Genomic DNA, 18,704 nt, shown 5'->3' on the forward strand with positions numbered 1-18,704 from the left:
AATTCAACCACTCTCAATCCAGATGACCCCTGAGTCAAGACACTTGCGCAGCATATGGGCGGTCGTGCGCCAAGGCCCACAAAATATAGATTTCGCGCCACATAGGCTGCGACAACCCGCCACGGTGCATTACATAGAACATATCTACATATTCAGATTATAGAATTCGTAAAGGGAGCCACGATCATGGCCTTACAAAGCACTCGTCCATCCGACACCTATTCGCCCCTGTATTTTCTGGCCTCTCTCGGGGCAGGGGGGCTGGCGGTCACCTTCTTCATGTGGCTGATGCACTGGATTCCCCATCCCGGCAAGACCGTGCCCGTGTTCGAGGATATCACCGCAGCATTCGCCGCTGGCCCGGTTCTGACCCAAGGCATGATCGTTGTGGCAATGATCGGGATTGCGGTATTTTCGTTTCTGAACCTGAAACTGCTTGTCTGGAACCTGCGCCGATATGCGGCATGGTCCAAAACCGAAGCCTTCGCCAAATTCAGCAAGACCAACGCCCAAAGCCAGGTCATGGCCATGCCACTGGCGCTGGCGATGTCGGTCAATGTGCTGTTCATCATCGGCATGGTGTTCGTGCCGGGGCTGTGGTCGGTGGTCGAATACCTGTTCCCGCTGGCACTTGTCGCCTTTGTCGCAATCGGGGTCTTTGCGTTCAAACTCTATGGCGGGTTTATCGGGCGCGTGCTGACCGAAGGCGGGTTTAATTGCGCGGCCAATAACAATTTTGGTCAGGTGCTTCCGGCCTTTGCCTTTGCGATGGTTGGGGTTGGCCTTGCCGCGCCTGCCGCGCTCAGCACAGTGCCTGCGCTGTCAGGGCTTGGGCTGGTTCTTTCGACCTTCTTCCTGATGACCTCTGGCCTGATTGCCGTTGTCGCCATGATCCTTGGCCTGCGTTCGATGATGGAAAACGGTGCCAACCCTGAAACCGCGCCTACGCTGTCGATCATCGTGCCGCTGCTGGCCGTTCTGGGCATCCTCAGCCTGCGCCAGAATCATGGTCTGGGCGAACATTTCGGATCGCCCGAGATGGCAGGTGAAACACTGGTCATGCTGGCACGCTTCCTGTCGGTACAAGTGCTGTTTCTGCTGTTTGCCGGGCTGATCCTGATCCGTCAGGGCTATGCCAAACGCTTCTTGTTCGGCACTGAGAATTCGCCCGGCTCTTACGCGCTGGTCTGCCCCGGTGTCGGTTTCGCGGTGCTGATCCATTTCTTCGTCAACAAGGGGCTGGTCGATGCCGGGCTGATCGCGAAATTCGGGCCGACCTTCTGGGTGCTGACAGCCGTGGCGCTGGCCTCGCAACTGGCAATGATCTGGCTGGTGCTGCATCTCAACCGCCGCCATTTCGGCACACCCAAGACGATCGAGGCGGTTCCGGCGGAATAACCGCACGCCCTACGCTGGACAAAGGCCGCACCTTTGGGTGCGGCCTTTGATGTATGGGATGATGCGCAATGTGATGATCTGGGGCTTTGGGGATGATGTGGCTAGACGAGAAGCGCGGACTCAAGGCCGAAGGCCGCCGCGCATCGCCGGGCCGCCCCCACGGCACGGCGATTAGGCTGCCACCAGCGCAACGATCTGAACTTTCGCGGATTTGGCCAGCATAAAGCGCTATAGATTGAACCGCGCATCGCCGTACCGCGGCCCGACGCTGCGCGCCTTGGCGTCAAGCCCGATATGTCTGCATCTCCAAAGACGCTCACCAACAGATCACCGCCTTGCCCGACGCGGAGTTTTGCCAGATCATTTGCCCAGGCAATAGCGCATGATCGCCTTTTGGGCGTGCAGCCGGTTTTCCGCCTCGTCAAACACAACCGATTGCGGGCCGTCCATCACCGCATTGGTCACCTCTTCCTCACGATGGGCGGGCAGGCAATGCATGAACAGCGCGTCCGGCTTTGCATGCGCCATCAGCGCGTCATTCACCTGATAGGGGCGCAACAGGTTGTGGCGGCGTTCGCGGTTGGACTGGCTGTCATGCATGCTGACCCATGTGTCGGTGACCACCAGATCGGCCCCTTCGACGGCGCGCTCCGCATCGCGGATAATCTCGACCTTCGATCCGGCCGCGCGGGCCAGATCGACGAATTCAGGCTCGGGGTCCAGGGCCTCCGGGCCGGTGAAGGTCAGATCGAAACCGAATTGACCGGCTGCATGCAGGAAAGACGCGCAGACATTGTTGCCATCCCCCGACCAGACGACTTTCTTGCCCGCAATCGGGCCGCGATGTTCCTCAAAGGTCTGGATATCGGCCATGATCTGGCAAGGATGCGTGCGGTTGGTCAGCCCGTTGATGACCGGGACGGACGCATATTCGGCCAGTTCATGCAGCACGCTTTCCTCGAATGTGCGGATCATGATCATATCGACATAGCGCGACAGCACGCGCGCCGTATCGGCGATGGTTTCGCCATGCCCCAACTGCATTTCCGAGCCTGACAAAACCATGGTCTGCCCGCCCATCTGGCGCACACCGACATCGAAACTGACACGGGTACGGGTCGAGGGTTTTTCAAAAATCAGCGCGACCATATGGTTTTTCAGCGGCTGTTCGTCATCCGGCGTCGCCTTGGGCCTGCCATTGCGGGCGGCTTTCATCGCCTTGGCCTGATTGATCATGCTGCGCAAGGCAGTGGCGTCGGTGGTGTGAATGTCTAGGAAATGCGGCATCGACTGAACTTTCTTTCGGCGCTGGGGGCGAGGGCGCTGCCCTCGCGCTCCCGGGATATTTTTACAAGGATGAAATCAGTGCAGCGACTGGGCTGCATTTTCGAGGCGGGTCACCGCTTCGGTGATTTCCTCCTCGGTGATGGTCAGCGCGGGCAGCAGGCGGATGACATTGTCGGCCGCGGGCACCGTCAGCACGAAAGCGGCCTGTGCGGCCTTGACGATGTCGGTATTCGGGGCGCGGCATTTCAACCCCAGCATCAACCCCTGACCGCGCACATCCTCGAACAGGTCAGGATGGCTGGCGACCAGCCCTTCGAGCTTCTGGCGCATCAGCGCGCTTTTGCGATTGACCGCATCCAGAAACCCGTCTGCGGTGATGATCTCGACGACCTTGGCCCCCACGGCGCAGGCCAGCGGGTTGCCCCCATAGGTGGAGCCATGCGTGCCCGCCCCCATACCAGAGGCCGCATGCGCCGTGGCCAGCACTGCGCCCAGCGGGAACCCCCCGCCGATGCCCTTGGCGACCATCATGATATCGGGGGTGATGCCCGCCCATTCATGCGCAAAGAGTTTGCCTGTGCGGCCCATGCCGCATTGCACCTCGTCCAGCACCAGCAGCGCGCCGGTCTGGTCACACAGATCGCGCAGACCCCTGAGGCATTGATCGGGCAGCGGGCGGATGCCGCCTTCGCCCTGCACGGGTTCGATCATCACGGCGGCGACTGTGTCATCAAGGGCCGCGCGCAGCGCGTCATGATCGCCCCAGGGCAGGGTCTTGAAGCCGGGCATCAGCGGGCCGAACCCCTTGGTCATCTTCTCGGACCCGGCAGCGGCGATGGCCCCGGTCGAGCGGCCGTGAAATGCGCCCTCAAAGGTCAGGATGGTCGTGCGCGCGTCGCCTTTGTCAGACCAGTATTTGCGCACCATCTTGATGGCCAGTTCTGCGGCCTCTGTGCCGGAATTGGTGAAAAATGCGGTCTCTGCAAAGGTCTGATCGACCAGCGCCTGCGCCAGCGCCTCTTGCGCGGGAATGCGATAGAGGTTGGACACATGCCACAAGGCCTGGGCCTGTTCATGCAGCACCTCGACCAGGGCGGGATGGGCATGGCCCAGGGCATTCACTGCGATTCCCGAGGTCAGGTCCAGATATCGCGCGCCCGACGCCTCGACCAGCCAGCTGCCTTCGCCGCGAATGAAGCTAAGCGGCGTGCGGTTATAAGTCGGCAATAGCGCAGGAAAAGGTGCAGTCATGGTGAAGGTCCTGTTCAGGCAAAGTATTGACGTGCCAAAGCAGCGCGGGCAAGTCAACACGGGTTTTCAAGAAGGAAGGGGGTCGGGGCAGTATGTCCGTGACATACGCATGAATGATCGGTCGCGCGTTTAGCGGCGTCGCAGGGCAGGTGCAGAGGCGAACAGACTGATCATGCTCACCGATTAGCAAGCGCGCGGGGCGCTGTAAATCCCCTAATCCTTGATGACACGCAGCATCTTGCGTTCCAGAACCTTCAGCACCTGCGCCAGATCATGCCCGCGCTTGAGGATCTGTCCGTCCATCCCGATCACGCTATACATGCCCTGACGGCCGCGCAGCTCGGGGTGCTTCTCGATCCGGTACAGCGGATGTTCCGCCGTGCGCCGAAACACTGAAAACACGGCAGAGCGGCGCAGGCAGGAAATCCCGTAATCGCGCCATTCCCCGGCTGCGACCATCCGGCCATAGAGCGAAAGGATCACCCCAAGTTCCCGACGGTCAAAGCTGACCTGTTGTTCTGTGCTGCGAAAGGGTGTCTGCATGTTCATGATGGAGGAGTGTGTGCCGATGCTGGCCGAAAATCAAGTCTTTGCTGCGCAGGGCGGTTTCGGGCGGCAAACTGGCGTTCTTGTGCTTGCACCCGGCCTTGCATTTGCGCCAAGGTGGCCCGGGCAAGATATTGGGAGATCTGAAATGCGCACACGTGCTGCCGTGGCCCTTGAGGCCGGAAAACCACTTGAAATCATGGAAGTAAACCTTGAAGGCCCGAAAGCGGGCGAGGTTCTGATCGAAATAAAGGCGACCGGAATTTGCCACACGGATGAATTCACCCGTTCTGGCGCGGACCCTGAAGGGCTGTTTCCGTCCATTCTGGGCCATGAGGGCGCGGGTGTTGTGGTAGAGGTGGGCGAAGGTGTCACCACCCTGAAACCGGGCGATCACGTCATTCCGCTTTACACGCCCGAATGCCGCGAATGCTATTCCTGCCGGTCGGGCAAAACCAACCTGTGCACGGCCATCCGCGGCACCCAAGGTCAAGGGCTGATGCCCGATGGCACGACGCGGTTTTCGATGCTCGATGGCACGCCGATTTACCATTACATGGGCTGTTCGACCTTCGCCAATCACACTGTGATGCCGGAAATCGCGCTGGCCAAAGTGCGCGATGACGCGCCCTTTGACAAGATCTGCTATATCGGCTGCGGTGTGACCACAGGGATTGGCGCGGTCATCAACACCGCAGGGGTCGAGATCGGATCGACCGCGGCGGTGTTCGGGCTGGGGGGTATTGGCCTGAATGTCATTCAGGGGCTGCGCATGGCGGGCGCGGATATGATCATCGGGGTGGACCTGAATGACAGCAAGGAAGAGATGGCGCGCAAATTCGGCATGACCCATTTCATCAACCCGTCGAAGGTGGACAATGTGGTGGCCGAGATCGTCAAGCTGACCCAGCGCGGCGATGATGCGATTGGCGGGGTGGATTATTCCTTTGATGCCACTGGCAATGTCAAGGTGATGCGCGATGCGCTGGAATGCAGCCACCGGGGCTGGGGCGTGTCGGTGATTATCGGCGTGGCACCTGCGGGCGCGGAAATCTCGACCCGGCCCTTCCAGTTGGTCACAGGGCGGGTCTGGAAGGGCACGGCCTTTGGCGGCGCGAAAGGGCGCAGCGATGTGCCGAAATTCGTGGATTGGTACATGAATGGCAAGATCGAGATCGACTCGATGATCACCCATAAACTGACGTTGGACCAGATCAACGAAGGGTTTGACCTGATGCATGAGGGCAAATCCATCCGCGCGGTGGTGGAGTTTTGATATTCCTGCGACCGCAAGCACTTTATGCGATGCTCTTGCTTGCGGTCGCCAGCCCGGCCATCCCTGATGAGGCGGGCATCCCGCTTAGGTTTCAGGCCGCTTCAGCCAGTTTCGCAATCCAACTTCAGGATATGGAAATTGCCTTGGACACAAGCGGACCGAAGCGCATGTTCTTTCGCATGACTGCGAAAGACAGCTTCAAATTTGGCGAATTCAGTGCTGCTGTGATCGGCGAGCGCGTTGTGACCACGGTTTGCGGCAAGGTGATCGCGCAAAGTGTGGTTCAGGTGCCGATCAATAGCGGCGTGTTTGCGCTGCATCTTGATGATCGAGCGCTGGCAGAAATGATCACATCAATCGTTCGTAAAGAAGCGGAGTGCCCGGAAAATGCAGATGATTGACCACCTTGTGATCCGTCCCTTTGCTGATACGGACTCCGCGCATCTATGGGCGCTGCTGGAGCCGGTGTTTCGCGCGGGTGAGACCTATGCGATTGATCCGGCAATCTCCAGGGAGGATGCGCTGGACTGGTGGTGCCGTGGCAAGCACCGCGCCTATGTCGCCACAGTGCAGGATAAGGTGAGGGGCAGCTATTACATCTGCCCCAACCAGCAGGGCGGCGGCGCGCATGTGTGCAATTGCGGCTTTGTCACAGGGGCAGAGGCGCAGGGTCAGGGCATCGCACGGGCGATGATTGCCCATGCGCTGGAGACAGCGCGCGCAATGGGGTTCCGGGCGATGCAATTCAACTGCGTGGTTGAAACCAACACCCGCGCAGTTGCATTGTGGCAGCGCAACGGGTTCGAGGTTGTTGGCCGTTTGCCGGGCGCGTTCAGGCACCCGAAACAGGGCTATGTCGATGCCTTGGTGATGTATCGGATGTTGTAAGGGGGCGCTGCCCCCGGCCCCAGGGGGCCTCCCCCGGGATATTTGGACAAGGATGAAAGGAAAGAGGCATGGCGCGGGCAGGGATACCGCTTTTAGCGGTGCTGATTGATGCCGATAATTCCTCGCCCAGATGGGCCGAGGCGATTTTTGAAGAGATTGCCGCGCTGGGGGAAGCCAGCGTGCGCCGGATCTATGGTGATTTCTCGCGCAGTCAGATGTCGGGCTGGCAGGACAAGCTGCCGACGCTGGCCCTTGTGCCCCATCACCAGCCCGCGAATACCGTGGGCAAGAATTCAAGCGATATTGCGCTGGTGATTGATGCGATGGACCTGCTGCATTCGGGGCGGTTTGACGGGTTTGTGCTGGTCAGTTCCGACAGCGATTTCACCCGCCTTGCCAGCCGCATCCGCGAACAGGGGCTGGATGTGTATGGCATTGGCCAGCAAAAGACCCCCGAGGCGTTTCGCAAGGCCTGCAAGCGCTTCATCTTTGTCGAGAATATCCTGCCTGAAACGGAACCGGACCCATCGCGACAGGAAAAGAAAGCATCACCGTCCAAGGCGGTGCCGCTGATCAAGGCCGCGATGGCGCATATCGACAAGGATGAGGAATGGTTCTCGCTGGGGCAGCTGGGACAATTCATTGTATCGGCCAATCCGGATTTTGACAGCCGCAATTATGGTTGCGCGAAATTGAGCGAGTTGGTGGCGCGTGCGGGCGTGTTCGAATTGCGCAAATCATCGGGCAATACGATGCAGGTGCGGCTCAAGCCCTAGACAGCGGGGCTTGCGCCCCTTATCTGCGTGCGCATGGCCCAGAAATCAGACCCGAATTACAAGATCATCGCTGAAAACCGCCGCGCGCGGTATGATTATGCTATCGAATATGATCTGGAATGCGGGATCATGTTGATGGGCTCAGAGGTGAAATCTCTGCGGGTGGGGCAGGCGAATATTGCCGAAAGCTATGCCACGGTTGAAGATGGCGAGTTGTGGTTGGTCAATTCCTATATCGCGCCCTACAAACAGGCCAAGACCTTTGGTCATGAAGAGCGCAGGCGGCGCAAATTGCTGGCCTCTCGGCGGGAACTGGCGCGGCTTTGGGCGGCGACAGCGAAAGAGGGGATGACCCTTGTACCGCTGGTGATGTATTTCAACCATCGTGGGCTGGTGAAGATGAAGATTGCGGTCGCCAAGGGCAAGAAACTGGCGGACAAACGCGCGACAGAGGCCAAGCGAGACTGGGATAAGCAAAAGCGCCGGTTGCTCAAAGAGCATGGTTGATTTTTTCACCCAGTGAAAAAAGGCAGGGTTGCGGGCGTTTTCGGGGCGCAATAGTTTTTCGGCAGATGAAATGGGTTTTCACAAAAACAGCCCAAGCGCCCAGGGTGCGAGCAAGGCCGTGAGCATGGCATTCAGTGCCATTCCGATCCCGGCAAAGGCGCCCGCCTGCGGATTGACCTGAAAGGCCCGCGCGGTGCCGATCCCATGTGCGGCCACCCCCACTGCAAAACCACGCGCGCGCCAGTCGCGGATGCGCAGGGCATTCATCAGCGGCGTGACGACAATGGCGCCGATCATCCCGGTCAGGATCACCAGCACGGCTGTCAGGGTGGGCGATCCCCCAAGGCTTTGGCTGATGCCAAGCGCCACCGGCGCTGTGGTGCTTTTGGGCGCGAGGGTTGCCAGAAGCTGGGGGCTAAGGCCAAGGGCGTGGCCGATTGCCAGCGCAGACAGCACAGCGGTGACAGACCCGGCCAGAAGTGCGGCACAGATCGGCACGAACGCGCGGCGCACGGCGTGGCGTTGTTGCCAAAGCGGAATGGCCAGCGCGACGGTTGCCGGGCCAAGCAGGAAATGGACGAATTGCGCCCCTTCAAAATAGGTGGCGTAGCTGGTCCCGGTTATCCAGAGCAGGCTTGCAAGCAGGATAACCGCAATCAGCACCGGGTTGGCCAATGGTGCGCGGCCTGTGGCCTGTGCCAGCGTGTCGCCGATGACATAGGCAATCAGCGTTGCGGTCAGCCAGATCAGCGGGCTTGCGGCCAGATAGGACCAGATTTCGGCAAATTCACGCATCGGATTTGTCCTTGTCGCCGGTCAGCCGCACCACAATGACAAAGACGCCTGCCCCCACAGCCAGCGCCAGCACGGTTGAGACGACCAGCACCAGCGCAAACCCCGCACCATAGGTGCCAAGCTGTTGCAAATGCCCAACCACCCCCACACCTGCAGGCACGAACAGAAGCGACAGATGGCGCAAAATGCCTTCGCCTGTTGGCTGCACCAGCCGTGCCACGCGCCCCGAAGCCAACATCAGGACAAACAGAAGCGCCATTCCCAGAACAGGGCCGGGGGCAGGCCAGCCGAACAGGCGGGTCAGGGCTTCGCCCGCAAGCTGGCAGGCGAGAATCAGGGTCAGTGCATGGATCATCGGCTTTGGCCTTGTTGTAAGCCTTGACCATATTGGCCCGGATTCAGGGCTGAAAGGGAAAACTTGCCTGCTTGACACAGGTATGTCCGGGGCGCAGAGCTGGCGCATGACAGACCATCTCAAGGGGCTGCTGATCACCACGCTGGGCGTGCTGTTCCTTGTGCCCGATTCGCTTTTCATCCGGCTGATAGAGGCCGATGCGCTGGCCATCGCCTTTTGGCGCGGGCTGATCGCGGGGGTATTGATACTGGGCTTTGTGCTGCTGCGCGAAGGGGCAGGGGCTGTGGGGCAGGTTCTGCGCGCGGGGCGGCCCAGTTTTTTCTACATTTTGTTCTTTGGCGTCTCTGCGCCCGGTTTTGTGCTGGCGATCACCCTGACCAGCGTGGCGAATGTGGTGTTCATCATCGCGTCTATGCCGGTTTTTGCCGCGCTCTTCAGTCGTCTGTGGCTGCGGGAACCGATCTCTCGGCGGATGATCTGGACGATGCTGGGGGTGTTTGCTGGACTTGGGGTGATCCTGTGGGGGTCGCATGAGCGGGCCGGGGCAAGCTGGCAGGGGGATCTCGTGGCGCTGGGGGTGTCGGCATCATTTGCTGCGGCGCTGACGGCAGTGCGGGGCTTGCGCACAAGGTCGATGCTGCCAGCGGTGCCGGTTGCGATGATCGGCGCGGCGCTGCTGATGCTGCCCTTTACCGATGTCATGGCCCCGGTTGCGCAACAATGGCCGCTTTTGCTGGGGCATGGGGCGTTCATTGCCTTTGCAGCCGGGCTGATGGTGCTGGGGCCGCGTTACCTGAGTTCGGCTGAGGTGTCGTTGCTGATCTTGCTGGAATCGGTTCTGGCACCGCTTCTGGTCTGGTTTGCCATTGGTGAAGATCCCGGGCCTTGGGCACTTATGGGGGGCGGTATGGTGATAGTCGTCTTGCTGGTGTCAAATCTGGTTATGCTGGCGCAGTTCAGGCAGAAACGAAGGCTGGCTGCGATACCAGAACAGTGACTTTTTTCAGCGCTGGCGTAGCCGGATGATCACATCGACCCGCGCAATCTCAGCGCCTTCGGGCGGCTTTGGCAGGCGCGAAAACGCAACCTCGCCCGTGGGGGCGTCGGTCAGTTCCTGCGTATCTTCCCAGAAATAATGCGGATGATCCTCAACACAGGTGTCGAAATAGGAGCGCGTTGCATCTACCGTGATTTCATTCATCAGCCCGGCATCGCAAAACGCCTTGAGCGTGTTGTAGACGGTCGCCAGAGAGACGGATTCGCCGCTGGATTTCGCGGCCAGAAACAGCCCTTCGGCGGTGACATGGCGGTTCCTGCCATCGCCCACCAGAAGTGCCGCAAGCGACATGCGCTGGCGTGTTGGGCGCACCTTGGCATGGCTAAGCCAAGCCGCCCCTTTTGAAAGGGCCGTGTCGGAGAGAGAAGCGAAACCTTGATCCATCATGCATCTATATAAAGGATGATTGCGGCAAATTTCAAATGAAAATCAATCGCAGGATGCGTGGCCGTGCTGCGGGCCGGGGTTGTCAGCCGTTTGGCCGGAGTGATAGAGGATAAAAAACCCTTTTCAGGAGTGTGATATGTCCGCTTTCCCCAGTTCCTTTGACAAAGAGGGCCTGCTGGCCTGTGCGCGTGGCGAGTTGTTTGGCCCCGGCAATGCCCAACTGCCCGCGCCACCCATGCTGATGATGGACCGGATTACAGAAATTTCCGGTGACGGGGGTGCACATGGCAAGGGCCATGTGGTGGCGGAATTCGATATTCACCCTGATCTGTGGTTTTTCGAATGCCATTTTCCCGGCAATCCGATCATGCCCGGCTGTCTGGGGCTGGACGGGTTGTGGCAATTGACCGGCTTCAATCTGGGCTGGCGTGGCTGGCAGGGGCGCGGCTATGCGCTGGGCGTGGGCGAGGTGAAGCTGACCGGCATGGTGCGCCCTGACCGCAAGTTGCTGACCTACAAGATTGATTTCACCAAGGCCATTCAGACGCGGCGGCTGACGATGGGGGTCGCGGATGGGATTGTCGAGGCAGATGGCGATGTGATCTATCAGGTCAAGGACATGAAAGTCGCGCTGTCAGAGGCGTGACGCTGGCCTTTTTTCGGCCGCTATGCCCCGCCCTTGGCCCTGATGTGAGGGTCAGGGACAGAGGGCTGGCCTAGTGTTCGCCACCTGACACAAGATACCCTGTGACGAGTATCGGGGACTGTGCGGGCTTAGACCAGCGCGGAGTCAAGGCCGAAGGCCGCCGCGCATCGCCGGGCCGCACCCACGGCACGGCGATTTGGCTGCCACCTGCGCAACGATCTGATCTTTCAGGGAATTGGCCAGCATTAAGCGCTACAGATTGAAGGGAGGATCGCCGCGCCGCGGCCCTGCGCTGCGCGGCTTTGCACCAAACCCGCTGTAACTGCAACGCCCCGCATAGCTGCCTCTCCTAGGGCGCGGGAACCATTTGTCAGGTGGCGAACACTAGCTCCAAGGCGTTGGCTGCACCGCATAGCCAATATAGAGCGGGTGCTTCGGGTGTCCGTCCTTGGTCAGGCCAAGGTGCCACAACGGCTGGCCGGTTGCGCGCAGCAGGGATTCGACTTGCGCGCCCCTGTCGAGATAGGCCCCATGCGTGCCCCAGGCGCAGATGATCCGGTCGGCCCAGGGGGCGCTTTCGGCAAGTGCCGCGTCATTGGCAGGCCCGACGGGGTCGGGTGCGGCGCGCATCACGCGGGGGTCTGTCGCGCGAAAGGCAAAGATATTGCACACCCGGAAGGCCCCGAAACCCAGCGCGCGGGCGCGGCGTTCGCAGCGTTCCACTGTGGGGTCGTTCTGCCTCTCGGTCGCGGTGGAGGGGTTGAGCATGACAAACAGCACACGCCCCTGTTCCGCTGTCCATTCGCGGGTCAGCAGGTAGCGGTAGTGTGTGCAGGGCGAATAGACGGCCTGAGACGCGGCGTCGCCCTTCTGATGAGTGCGTGTGATCATGCAGGGGTGATACTGGAGGATTGCGCAGCCGTCTATCGGGGAACGCTGGATTTGTGCACCGTCTGCGCGTTCAGCGGATGCGCAGATCGGCCTGATCTCCCTGACCCTGATCCGAGATGAAGCGCAGCGTATTGCCGTCTTGCAGGACCAACTGGCAGTTATACGGGTCGCCAGACTGGCCGAATTCCAGCGTCCGGCAGAAATACCCGTCGCGCCATTCCCATTCGCCACCCACATTCATGCCAAAGCCCCGCCCGGTAATTTCCCCATGCGGCAACACTTCCAGCCGGACGCCAAAGCGCGTCAGTTCGCGCCCCTCGACCAGTGCGCGAAACATGTTCTCTTCCTGTATGGGCCGGAAATCTGCAAATGCCGGTGTGGCAGCCACCAGCAGTGCAAGCATCACTCCAGATAGTTTTTGCATTTCATACACCCCGTATTGACTTCGTAAGTCATACGAGACGTGACCCAAACCGGATTAGTTTCACAAACCCAGAACGTCGAGCATGGAATATTCGCCCGGTGCCGCCGATTGCGCCCAGAGTGCGGCGCGGATCGCGCCGCGTGCAAACAAGGCCCGGTCCGAGGCGACATGGCGCAGCACGATCCGCTCGCCCTCGCCTGCGAAGATCACATCATGTTCGCCAATGTAATCACCGCCCCGGATGGCGTGAAAGCCGATCGCGCCTTGGGTTCGTGCGCCTGTGATCCCGTCGCGCCCCCGGTCGGCCACATCATCAAGGCGCATATTGCGCCCTTCGGCGGCCGCTTCGCCCAGCATCAATGCCGTGCCAGAGGGCGCATCGACCTTGTGGCGATGATGGGCCTCGACAATTTCGATGTCATATTCCGTGCCCAAGGCAGCGGCCACCTGCTGTGTCAGCTTGACCAGCAGATTGACGCCAAGGCTCATATTGCCCGCGCGCACGATCCGTCCGGTTCTGCCGGCTTGTGCAATGGCGCTGAGATCTGCCTGGCTGAACCCGGTCGTGCCGATCACATGCACGATCCCGGCCGCGGCTGCCCGCGCGGCAAGGTCTACTGACACAGCGGGTGCGGTGAAGTCGATCACCGCATCGGATTGGGCAAGCGCGCCATCCAGATCGTCGGTGACGACAAGCCCGCGCGCCGCACTGCCCATCGCCTCGCCCAGATCGCGGCCCAGCCAGTCATGCCCTGCCCGCTCAATCGCGGCTGACAGGCTGGTGAGGTCATTCTCATCAACAAGGCGGATCAGCATCTGCCCCATCCGTCCCGAAGCCCCCATCACGGCAATTCTGACCATTGCGGCACCTCATTCCTTTGGCAAAGTCACATTTCCGCGTCTGCATACCCATCGGTGCGGAAAATGGCAAAGCCTCGTTGCGCAACTGCGGGCTTTCACCTAAGTGAGGGATATGGGAACACGTCGTTTTGAAACATCTCAAGGGCCATCACAACGCCAGCTTCGCGTGGGCGAGCTGATCCGACGCAGTTTGTCGGATGTGCTGGCGCGTGGGGATGTCCATGATCCGGACCTGTCGCGTCTGGCCATCACGGTCAGCGAGGTGCGCACCTCGCCTGACCTGAAGATTGCTACGGCCTATGTCATGCCCCTTGGGGGCAAGGGCCAGAAAGAGGCGCTGGCGGCGTTGCGGCGGAACAAATCGGAGTTGCGCCACCAGATATCGCGCGATCTGACGTTGAAATATGCACCTGATCTGCGCTTTCAACTGGATGAGAGCTTTGACCGCATGGATGAAACGCGCCGATTGTTGCAAGATGAACGTGTCCAGCGAGATATTGCAGCCGGGTCAGAGGATGATGCGAGTCAGGAATAGTATTGCAGTTCTTGCAGCCTTTATCCTGAGCGCCTCGGGCGCCGCCGCGCAATGTGCCAACACCCAGTATCAGGGCCACAGCTTTACCTATTGCCGGGCGCAGGGCAGCGATGACATGCGCCTGTTTCTATATGCGCGCGACACGCAGGTTTACGGCAATTTCCGAACCATTGACGAGGCGCTTGCGCGCGAAGGCAAGAAGCTGGCTTTTGCCATGAATGGCAGCATGTATCACCCGGACCGTCGCCCCGTTGGCCTGTATGTCGAGCAGGGCGAAGAGATTTCGCGCATTGTCACATCCGAGGGGCCGGGCAATTTCGGGCTTTTGCCCAATGGTGTGTTTTGCATTGAGGAAAGCCGCTTTACCCTGATCGAAAGCCGCAGTTTCGCGGCCGCACCGCCAGAGTGCAGATATGCGGCGCAATCGGGGCCGATGCTGGTGATTGATGGGGCCTATCACCCGCGCTTTCTGCGCGATTCCGACTCACGGCTTATTCGCAACGGGGTCGGGGTTTCGGCGGATGGGACGCGCGCGGTATTTGTGATTGCGAATTCGCCAGTGAATTTTTACGAATTCGCGCAGTTCTTCCGCGAATATCTGGATCTGCCGCAAGCGCTTTATATTGATGGCAATGTTTCGCGGTTGCATGCGCCTGAATTGCGGCGCTCGGATTGGGGCACGTTGCTGGGCCCGATCGTTGGCAAGGTTGTTGACCTTGCTGCGCCGACCAACTAGCAGACCGCGACACAGAAATAAGGGACAGACATGGGACGCAAGCGCAAGGGCCGCGCCATTTCGGGCTGGCTGGTGATCGACAAGCCTGCGGGCATCACTTCGACGGCAGTGGTCAACAAGGTGCGCTGGGCGCTTCAGGCGCAGAAGGCCGGTCATGCAGGCACGCTGGACCCGGCCGCGACGGGCGTTCTTGCCGTGGCTTTGGGAGAGGCGACCAAGACCGTGCCTTACATTACCGATGCGCTGAAATGCTACCGGTTCATGGTGCGTCTGGGGCAGGCTACAACCACGGATGATGCGGAAGGCACGATTGTCGCCACATCCGACCAGCGCCCGACCGATGCCCAGATCGAGGCCGCGCTTGGGGCGTTTCGCGGCGAGATCCAGCAGGTGCCGCCACAGTTTTCCGCCGTCAAGGTTGAAGGCGAGCGTGCCTATGACATTGCCCGCGCTGGGGATGAAATGGAGCTTGCCGCCCGCCCGCTATGGGTTGAGCGGCTGGAGATTGTCGCGCGTCCGGATGCCGATCATGTTGAGTTGGAAATGGTTTGCGGCAAGGGGGGGTATGTGCGTTCCATTGCGCGGGATCTGGGGGCGGCGCTGGGGTGTCACGGGCATGTCGCATGGCTGCGCCGCACATGGTCCGGCCCGTTTGAGGCAAGCGAGGGCCTGAGCATGGAGCAGATCGAGGCGCTGGCCCACAGCCCCGAGCTGGACACTTATCTGCGCCCGTTGGAGCAGGGCTTGTCTGATCTGCCCGAATTGCCTGCCACGCCGGAAGGGGCGGCGAAGCTGCGCAATGGCAACCCCGGCATGGTGCTGACCTCATCAGTTGAATATGGCGACGAAGCCTGGGCCAGCTATGAAGGGCGTGCTGTGGCTGTGGGGGTCTACAAGGCGGGCGAATTGCACCCCAGCCGCGTGTTTGTGCAAGGCTAGGGACTAAGCGCCAGCCGGACCCTGACACATGGGTCGCGCGCTGATCCTTTGTGGTTTCGTATACTGGGCAAGGATGCGTGCCCGCGCTATGCGAGACTTTGCGGACATTGAAGCACTGGGTACAAAGCCGCGCAGCGTCGGGCCGCGGTGCGGCGATCCAAGGTTTAATCTGTAGCGCTTTATGCTGGCCAAGTCCCTAAAAGATCAAATCGTTGCGCAGGTGGCAGCCAAATCGCCGTGCCGTGGGGGCGGCCCGGCGATGCGCGGCGGCCTTCGGCCTCGATTCCGCGCGGTCGAAGCCCGCAACGGCCCTCAAAGCCGCCGTCAGATACCTCGCGTCAGGTCGCTGTCGGTAAATATCCGGCAGGCGTTGTCTGACACCGACCCGCCACAACGAAAGCAGGCGGCTGATAGCCGCCTGCCTGTAGGGGATTTGTACCTGATCCGCCGGGATTACATCTCGGCTTCGGGCTCTTCCTCGTATTCGGGAAGGTTCTCCAGATCGTCGGCAGTCAGCGCGGTGCGCAGCACCACATTGCCATCGAGATCGGTTTCCATTGTCACATCATCAATCGAGATTGCGACTGTGCGGGCCCCAAAGCCAAGGAAACCGCCAACATCGACCAGCAGTGCCTCGACATTGCCGGAAGCATCTAGGACCGCATCATCGACAGAGGCGATGGTTTCGCCTTCAAAATCCACCAGATCGGCACCGATGACATCTTCGGCAAAGATCGGGTCGGTGGCGGGCATGCCGGTGTCTTCACCCTGTAGCGGGTCGGCCTCTGGTGCGGGGTCGGCGGCTTCAGGCTCGCCAAACTCAGGCATGTCGGCGTCTGGTTCGTCCATCGGGGCGTCCAGCGGGTCGGTTTCCGGGGTGGTTGTTTCGGGCGCGTCATCCATCTGTGCCGGTGCCTCGATCGGCTCATCTGGTTGCACCGTGTCCTGTGCCAGCGCGGGCGCAACAAGCAGGGCACTCAGGGCTGTGGTGGCAAGCATTTTCTTCAACATGTCAATCTCCGTTTCACAGTTCACTTCTGCGCCGCGTTGCGACGCTTGTGTCTATGGAAGGCAGAAGGGCGGGATTCGGTTCCCGCAATGGTTGTGGGGGCTTCAGAAGGGGCGGAAATTCGCCACCAAGGGGGCTATTTTGCCAGAAAGGCGCGCGTTCTTACCGACCTGCCAAGGGGCAGGTGCACTGGCCGATTTGTTTTATAAACAGTCATTTAGGGGCGAAGCCGCCTATTTCTTCCGTTCAAACCGGGGTTCGGTGCCTGAAAACAGGCGGCGGATATTGTCGATATGCTTGTAAAAGATCATCGCTGTCAGGACTGCGAACAGGACAGCCATGCTTGTATAGCCCAAGGCCAGCGCAAGCACAGGGCTAAGCGCGCTGGCCAGCAACGCCGCGAGGGATGAGATGCGGCCCAGCTTGAACACCAGCGCCCAGATTGCGCACACCCCAAGCGCCACGGGCCATGCCAGCGCCAGCGCTGTGCCGATAAAGGTTGCGACCCCCTTGCCGCCCCTGAAGCCCAGATAGACCGGATAAAGATGGCCCAGAAATGCCGTCAGCGCGCCAACTTGTGCCGCATCTTCGCCCAGTAATGCCCATGCGATCAGCGCCACGATTGCGCCCTTGCCCGCATCAAGCGCGAAAGTCAGGATGCCTGCGGCCTTGTTCCCGGTGCGCATGACATTGGTGGCGCCGATATTGCCCGACCCGATTGCACGTAGATCGCCCAAGCCCATCGCGCGCGCCACAACCACGCCAAAGGGAATGGAGCCGATCATATAGCCGACCAGCCCCGTCAGCCCCAGCAGCCATAGCGGTGTCAGCAGTTCAGGCATGGGTCAGTCCTTGTATTCATAGACACAATTGCCCGCGACATAGGTGGCAAGCACGCGCCCTTCCATGCGCGCCCCGTCAAAGGGCGTGTTCTTGGATTTCGAGCGCAGGGCGAAACGGTCCAGCACAAAAGGGGCATCTGGGTCAAACAGCACAAGATCGGCAGGGGCACCCACTGACAAGCGCCCCGAATCCAGCCCCAGCAGTTTTGCCGGGTTGAAGGACAGGGCGCGCCAGATCTGCGGTAGGTCCAGCCCTTCGGAGTGGTAAAGCCGCATCGCCGCTGGCAGCAATGTTTCCAGCCCGACCGCGCCAGAGGCCGCTTCCTCAAACGGCAGGCGCTTGGATTCTTCGTCTTGCGGGGTGTGCATGGAGCAGATGATGTCGATCAGCCCATCGGCCACCGCACGGACCATCGCGCCGCGATCGGTTTCGCTGCGCAGCGGCGGGGTGAATTTGAAAAACGTGCGATAATCGCCAACATCCAACTCGTTCAGGGTCAGGTGATGGATAGAGATTCCGGCAGTCACCTTCAGCCCATTGGCCTTGGCGCGTTCCAGCGCGGGTAGCGTGCGCGCGCTGGTGATCTGGTCGGCGTGGTAGCGTACGCCCGTCATCTCGACCAGTCCCATGTCGCGGTCAAAGCCCATCCGTTCCGCCATGGGCGAGACGGCGGGCAATCCGCGCAGAGATGCGAATTTGCCGCTGGTTGCGCAAGCCCCGTCAGACAGCCCGCCATCTTGCGGGTGCCCTATGATCAGCGCGCCAAGCCCCTTGGCATAGCTCATGCAGCGTGCCAGAACCTTGGTGTTGTGCAGCACCTTGTCGCCATCGGTGAAGGCCACCGCGCCAGCATCGAGCAAAAAGCCGATCTCGGACATTTCGCGCCCTTCGCGCGCGCGGGTCAGGGTGGCCATGGCGCGGATATGGACAGGGGTGCGGGCCTCGGCGCGGCGGGTGACATATTCCAGCACTTCCGGCGTGTCGATGGCGGGGGTTGTGTCGGGGCGCATGACAATAGTCGTGACGCCGCCCTTGGCTGCCGCCAGACCGGCGGTGCGCAGCGATTCCTTGTGCTGTGCGCCCGGTTCCCCCACCTGCACGCCAATATCGACAATGCCGGGGGCAAGGCATTTACCGCCGCAATCGACCGCATCAGCCCCCTCGGGGCAAGGGCTGTCCAGTTCTGTGATCACGCCATTTTCGACCAACAGGCTACCCAGGCGCTCCGTGCTCTGTTCAGGGTCGATCAATCGTGCATTGTGAAACCAGATCACATCTGTGTCCTTTGATGAATGGG

At 60.6% G+C, this 18,704-nt stretch carries 23 protein-coding genes; 11 read left to right on the top strand and 12 right to left on the bottom strand.

From position 1 onward, the window contains the following. The first annotated feature begins 186 nt into the window (after positions 1-186). Positions 187-1,398: a TsoY family (seleno)protein gene (locus tag EV660_RS03715; RefSeq protein WP_071481343.1), complete on the top strand. Its 1,212-nt coding sequence runs from the start codon at positions 187-189 to the stop codon at positions 1,396-1,398. Between the two features lie 360 nt (positions 1,399-1,758). Here the strand turns inward: EV660_RS03715 and argF are convergent, their stop codons facing one another. The 3 genes from argF to EV660_RS03730 form a co-directional block, all read right to left on the bottom strand. Then, positions 1,759-2,685: an ornithine carbamoyltransferase gene (gene argF / locus EV660_RS03720; RefSeq protein WP_071481342.1), complete on the bottom strand. Its 927-nt coding sequence runs from the start codon at positions 2,683-2,685 to the stop codon at positions 1,759-1,761. Between the two features lie 75 nt (positions 2,686-2,760). Next, complete coding sequence (locus EV660_RS03725; protein ID WP_071481341.1) at positions 2,761-3,936, bottom strand: aspartate aminotransferase family protein; 1,176 nt, start codon at positions 3,934-3,936, stop codon at positions 2,761-2,763. Between the two features lie 213 nt (positions 3,937-4,149). Beyond that, on the bottom strand, positions 4,150-4,485 hold the full coding sequence (locus EV660_RS03730; protein WP_071481340.1) for a DUF2794 domain-containing protein: 336 nt from the start codon (positions 4,483-4,485) through the stop codon (positions 4,150-4,152). A gap of 145 nt (positions 4,486-4,630) precedes the next feature. On the opposite strand from EV660_RS03730, the gene EV660_RS03735 reads away from it, so the two are divergent. From EV660_RS03735 to smpB, 5 genes are all read left to right on the top strand, one after another. Then, positions 4,631-5,758: an S-(hydroxymethyl)glutathione dehydrogenase/class III alcohol dehydrogenase gene (locus EV660_RS03735; protein WP_071482242.1), complete on the top strand. Its 1,128-nt coding sequence runs from the start codon at positions 4,631-4,633 to the stop codon at positions 5,756-5,758. A gap of 29 nt (positions 5,759-5,787) precedes the next feature. Next, the gene (locus EV660_RS03740) at positions 5,788-6,159 is read left to right on the top strand and encodes a hypothetical protein (RefSeq protein ID WP_071481339.1); all 372 of its coding nucleotides are present in this window, start codon (positions 5,788-5,790) and stop codon (positions 6,157-6,159) included. Continuing rightward, positions 6,152-6,646, top strand: coding sequence for a GNAT family N-acetyltransferase (locus EV660_RS03745; RefSeq protein WP_071481338.1), 495 nt, complete (start codon positions 6,152-6,154; stop codon positions 6,644-6,646). Before EV660_RS03740 ends, EV660_RS03745 begins: the two co-directional genes overlap by 8 nt. Before the next feature lie 68 nt (positions 6,647-6,714). Further along, a complete protein-coding gene (locus EV660_RS03750; RefSeq protein WP_071481337.1) occupies positions 6,715-7,422 on the top strand; it encodes an NYN domain-containing protein in 708 nt (235 codons plus the stop codon). 33 nt (positions 7,423-7,455) lie between these two features. Next, positions 7,456-7,929, top strand: a complete 474-nt coding sequence (smpB, locus tag EV660_RS03755) for an SsrA-binding protein SmpB (protein WP_071481336.1) — start codon at positions 7,456-7,458, stop codon at positions 7,927-7,929. Between the two features lie 78 nt (positions 7,930-8,007). Here smpB and EV660_RS03760 read toward each other — a convergent pair whose 3' ends face one another. Beyond that, positions 8,008-8,724, bottom strand: a complete 717-nt coding sequence (locus EV660_RS03760) for an LrgB family protein (RefSeq protein WP_071481335.1) — start codon at positions 8,722-8,724, stop codon at positions 8,008-8,010. Further along, complete coding sequence (locus tag EV660_RS03765; RefSeq protein ID WP_071481334.1) at positions 8,717-9,079, bottom strand: CidA/LrgA family protein; 363 nt, start codon at positions 9,077-9,079, stop codon at positions 8,717-8,719. Before EV660_RS03765 ends, EV660_RS03760 begins: the two co-directional genes overlap by 8 nt. 106 nt (positions 9,080-9,185) lie before the next feature. Here EV660_RS03765 and EV660_RS03770 point away from each other — a divergent pair, with 106 nt between their 5' ends. Then, complete coding sequence (locus EV660_RS03770; protein WP_071482241.1) at positions 9,186-10,076, top strand: DMT family transporter; 891 nt, start codon at positions 9,186-9,188, stop codon at positions 10,074-10,076. A gap of 6 nt (positions 10,077-10,082) precedes the next feature. Here the strand turns inward: EV660_RS03770 and irr are convergent, their stop codons facing one another. Next, positions 10,083-10,523 (bottom strand): Fur family transcriptional regulator Irr, encoded by a 441-nt coding sequence (gene irr, locus EV660_RS03775; RefSeq protein ID WP_232727293.1) that lies wholly within the window; start codon positions 10,521-10,523, stop codon positions 10,083-10,085. Positions 10,524-10,659: 136 nt separating this feature from the next. On the opposite strand from irr, the gene fabA reads away from it, so the two are divergent. Next, positions 10,660-11,169, top strand: a complete 510-nt coding sequence (gene fabA / locus EV660_RS03780; protein ID WP_071481333.1) for a bifunctional 3-hydroxydecanoyl-ACP dehydratase/trans-2-decenoyl-ACP isomerase — start codon at positions 10,660-10,662, stop codon at positions 11,167-11,169. Between the two features lie 384 nt (positions 11,170-11,553). Here fabA and EV660_RS03785 read toward each other — a convergent pair whose 3' ends face one another. From EV660_RS03785 to dapB, 3 genes are all read right to left on the bottom strand, one after another. Beyond that, a complete protein-coding gene (locus EV660_RS03785) occupies positions 11,554-12,060 on the bottom strand; it encodes a DUF1643 domain-containing protein (RefSeq protein ID WP_071481332.1) in 507 nt (168 codons plus the stop codon). Between the two features lie 70 nt (positions 12,061-12,130). After that, positions 12,131-12,484: a hypothetical protein gene (locus EV660_RS03790; RefSeq protein ID WP_071481331.1), complete on the bottom strand. Its 354-nt coding sequence runs from the start codon at positions 12,482-12,484 to the stop codon at positions 12,131-12,133. A gap of 60 nt (positions 12,485-12,544) precedes the next feature. After that, entirely contained in the window at positions 12,545-13,345 is an 801-nt protein-coding gene (gene dapB / locus EV660_RS03795) for a 4-hydroxy-tetrahydrodipicolinate reductase (protein ID WP_071481330.1), read from the bottom strand. Positions 13,346-13,457: 112 nt separating this feature from the next. Between dapB and rbfA the strand changes: the two genes are divergently transcribed. From rbfA to truB, 3 genes are read left to right on the top strand one after another with little or no spacing between them, the layout of a single operon-like run. After that, positions 13,458-13,880, top strand: a complete 423-nt coding sequence (rbfA, locus tag EV660_RS03800; RefSeq protein WP_071481329.1) for a 30S ribosome-binding factor RbfA — start codon at positions 13,458-13,460, stop codon at positions 13,878-13,880. Continuing rightward, positions 13,864-14,616 carry a phosphodiester glycosidase family protein gene (locus tag EV660_RS03805; protein WP_071482239.1) on the top strand — a complete coding sequence of 251 codons (753 nt, stop codon included), beginning with the start codon at positions 13,864-13,866 and terminating at the stop codon, positions 14,614-14,616. Before rbfA ends, EV660_RS03805 begins: the two co-directional genes overlap by 17 nt. Before the next feature lie 30 nt (positions 14,617-14,646). Then, positions 14,647-15,555 carry a tRNA pseudouridine(55) synthase TruB gene (gene truB, locus EV660_RS03810; RefSeq protein ID WP_071481328.1) on the top strand — a complete coding sequence of 303 codons (909 nt, stop codon included), beginning with the start codon at positions 14,647-14,649 and terminating at the stop codon, positions 15,553-15,555. Positions 15,556-16,008: 453 nt separating this feature from the next. Here truB and EV660_RS03815 read toward each other — a convergent pair whose 3' ends face one another. The 3 genes from EV660_RS03815 to pyrC all read right to left on the bottom strand — a co-directional run bounded on the left by EV660_RS03815 (position 16,009) and on the right by pyrC (position 18,681). Next, positions 16,009-16,566, bottom strand: coding sequence for a PRC-barrel domain-containing protein (locus EV660_RS03815; protein ID WP_134047580.1), 558 nt, complete (start codon positions 16,564-16,566; stop codon positions 16,009-16,011). 231 nt (positions 16,567-16,797) lie between these two features. Continuing rightward, a complete protein-coding gene (gene plsY / locus EV660_RS03820; protein WP_071481326.1) occupies positions 16,798-17,406 on the bottom strand; it encodes a glycerol-3-phosphate 1-O-acyltransferase PlsY in 609 nt (202 codons plus the stop codon). Between the two features lie 3 nt (positions 17,407-17,409). Then, positions 17,410-18,681, bottom strand: a complete 1,272-nt coding sequence (gene pyrC / locus EV660_RS03825; RefSeq protein ID WP_232727291.1) for a dihydroorotase — start codon at positions 18,679-18,681, stop codon at positions 17,410-17,412. Positions 18,682-18,704: the final 23 nt, after the last annotated feature.

This window comes from Roseinatronobacter bogoriensis DSM 18756 (assembly GCF_004366635.1).
GTDB lineage: Bacteria > Pseudomonadota > Alphaproteobacteria > Rhodobacterales > Rhodobacteraceae > Roseinatronobacter > Roseinatronobacter bogoriensis.

Excerpts from the sequence above, each read along its gene's own strand:
- EV660_RS03815 (WP_134047580.1), bottom strand. The coding sequence starts at position 16,566 with ATGTTGAAGAAAATGCTTGCCACCACAGCCCTGAGTGCCCTGCTTGTT.
- EV660_RS03760 (WP_071481335.1), bottom strand. The coding sequence starts at position 8,724 with ATGCGTGAATTTGCCGAAATCTGGTCCTATCTGGCCGCAAGCCCGCTG.
- EV660_RS03765 (WP_071481334.1), bottom strand. The coding sequence starts at position 9,079 with ATGATCCATGCACTGACCCTGATTCTCGCCTGCCAGCTTGCGGGCGAA.
- irr (WP_232727293.1), bottom strand. The coding sequence starts at position 10,523 with ATGATGGATCAAGGTTTCGCTTCTCTCTCCGACACGGCCCTTTCAAAA.
- EV660_RS03735 (WP_071482242.1), top strand. The coding sequence starts at position 4,631 with ATGCGCACACGTGCTGCCGTGGCCCTTGAGGCCGGAAAACCACTTGAA.
- EV660_RS03740 (WP_071481339.1), top strand. The coding sequence starts at position 5,788 with ATGCTCTTGCTTGCGGTCGCCAGCCCGGCCATCCCTGATGAGGCGGGC.
- argF (WP_071481342.1), bottom strand. The coding sequence starts at position 2,685 with ATGCCGCATTTCCTAGACATTCACACCACCGACGCCACTGCCTTGCGC.
- EV660_RS03725 (WP_071481341.1), bottom strand. The coding sequence starts at position 3,936 with ATGACTGCACCTTTTCCTGCGCTATTGCCGACTTATAACCGCACGCCG.
- EV660_RS03715 (WP_071481343.1), top strand. The coding sequence starts at position 187 with ATGGCCTTACAAAGCACTCGTCCATCCGACACCTATTCGCCCCTGTAT.
- EV660_RS03730 (WP_071481340.1), bottom strand. The coding sequence starts at position 4,485 with ATGAACATGCAGACACCCTTTCGCAGCACAGAACAACAGGTCAGCTTT.
- dapB (WP_071481330.1), bottom strand. The coding sequence starts at position 13,345 with ATGGTCAGAATTGCCGTGATGGGGGCTTCGGGACGGATGGGGCAGATG.
- EV660_RS03790 (WP_071481331.1), bottom strand. The coding sequence starts at position 12,484 with ATGCAAAAACTATCTGGAGTGATGCTTGCACTGCTGGTGGCTGCCACA.
- smpB (WP_071481336.1), top strand. The coding sequence starts at position 7,456 with ATGGCCCAGAAATCAGACCCGAATTACAAGATCATCGCTGAAAACCGC.
- EV660_RS03770 (WP_071482241.1), top strand. The coding sequence starts at position 9,186 with ATGACAGACCATCTCAAGGGGCTGCTGATCACCACGCTGGGCGTGCTG.
- plsY (WP_071481326.1), bottom strand. The coding sequence starts at position 17,406 with ATGCCTGAACTGCTGACACCGCTATGGCTGCTGGGGCTGACGGGGCTG.
- rbfA (WP_071481329.1), top strand. The coding sequence starts at position 13,458 with ATGGGAACACGTCGTTTTGAAACATCTCAAGGGCCATCACAACGCCAG.
- EV660_RS03805 (WP_071482239.1), top strand. The coding sequence starts at position 13,864 with ATGCGAGTCAGGAATAGTATTGCAGTTCTTGCAGCCTTTATCCTGAGC.
- truB (WP_071481328.1), top strand. The coding sequence starts at position 14,647 with ATGGGACGCAAGCGCAAGGGCCGCGCCATTTCGGGCTGGCTGGTGATC.
- fabA (WP_071481333.1), top strand. The coding sequence starts at position 10,660 with ATGTCCGCTTTCCCCAGTTCCTTTGACAAAGAGGGCCTGCTGGCCTGT.
- EV660_RS03745 (WP_071481338.1), top strand. The coding sequence starts at position 6,152 with ATGATTGACCACCTTGTGATCCGTCCCTTTGCTGATACGGACTCCGCG.
- EV660_RS03785 (WP_071481332.1), bottom strand. The coding sequence starts at position 12,060 with ATGATCACACGCACTCATCAGAAGGGCGACGCCGCGTCTCAGGCCGTC.
- EV660_RS03750 (WP_071481337.1), top strand. The coding sequence starts at position 6,715 with ATGGCGCGGGCAGGGATACCGCTTTTAGCGGTGCTGATTGATGCCGAT.